The organism is Enterococcus sp. C65, from assembly GCF_040887165.1.
GTDB classification, from domain to species: Bacteria; Bacillota; Bacilli; order Lactobacillales; family Enterococcaceae; genus Enterococcus_B; species Enterococcus_B hirae.
The window spans coordinates 1-618 of sequence record NZ_JBFOFG010000035.1; the positions used below are offsets into that span (position 1 = coordinate 1).

General features: G+C 50.0%; 6 tRNA genes. All 6 read right to left on the bottom strand.

From position 1 onward, the window contains the following. Positions 1–2: 2 nt before the first annotated feature. Positions 3–75 (bottom strand) — tRNA-Phe (locus tag AB3I12_RS13390). A 3-nt stretch (positions 76–78) separates the two neighbouring features. Continuing rightward, positions 79–152, bottom strand: a tRNA-Asp gene (locus tag AB3I12_RS13395). Between the two features lie 43 nt (positions 153–195). Next, a tRNA-Met gene (locus AB3I12_RS13400) sits at positions 196–269 on the bottom strand. 46 nt (positions 270–315) lie between these two features. After that, positions 316–405: transfer RNA gene (locus AB3I12_RS13405), tRNA-Ser, on the bottom strand. An 18-nt stretch (positions 406–423) separates the two neighbouring features. Beyond that, positions 424–495 (bottom strand) — tRNA-Glu (locus tag AB3I12_RS13410). Positions 496–511: 16 nt separating this feature from the next. Then, positions 512–599 (bottom strand) — tRNA-Ser (locus tag AB3I12_RS13415). Positions 600–618 lie beyond the last annotated feature (19 nt).

Sequence of the window (618 nt, forward strand, 5' to 3'; positions counted from 1 at the left end):
TATGGCGCGGGACAGAATCGAACTGCCGACACATGGAGCTTCAATCCATTGCTCTACCAACTGAGCTACCGAGCCAAACGGTCTGGACGGGACTCGAACCCGCGACCTCCTGCGTGACAGGCAGGCATTCTAACCAGCTGAACTACCAGACCATATTTAGTTTCTTATTTGGTGACTTTGAAAAATCAAAGTCAATTGCGGGAGCAGGATTTGAACCTACGACCTTCGGGTTATGAGCCCGACGAGCTACCAGACTGCTCCATCCCGCGATAATATAATTTGCGAATCAACTACTTTGTAGTAACTCTCAAAGAAAGGAGGATAAGGGATTCGAACCCTTGCACGGTTTTACCCGCCTGACGGTTTTCAAGACCGTTCCCTTCAGCCGGACTTGGGTAATCCTCCAATATAAAACTATAATCATGACCCGTACGGGATTCGAACCCGTGTTACCGCCGTGAAAGGGCGGTGTCTTAACCGCTTGACCAACGGGCCAGGTAAAATATTGAAACGGAGAAGGAGGGATTTGAACCCTCGCGCCGGTTTCCCGACCTACACCCTTAGCAGGGGCGCCTCTTCAGCCACTTGAGTACTTCCCCAAAACCAATAAGATTTTGT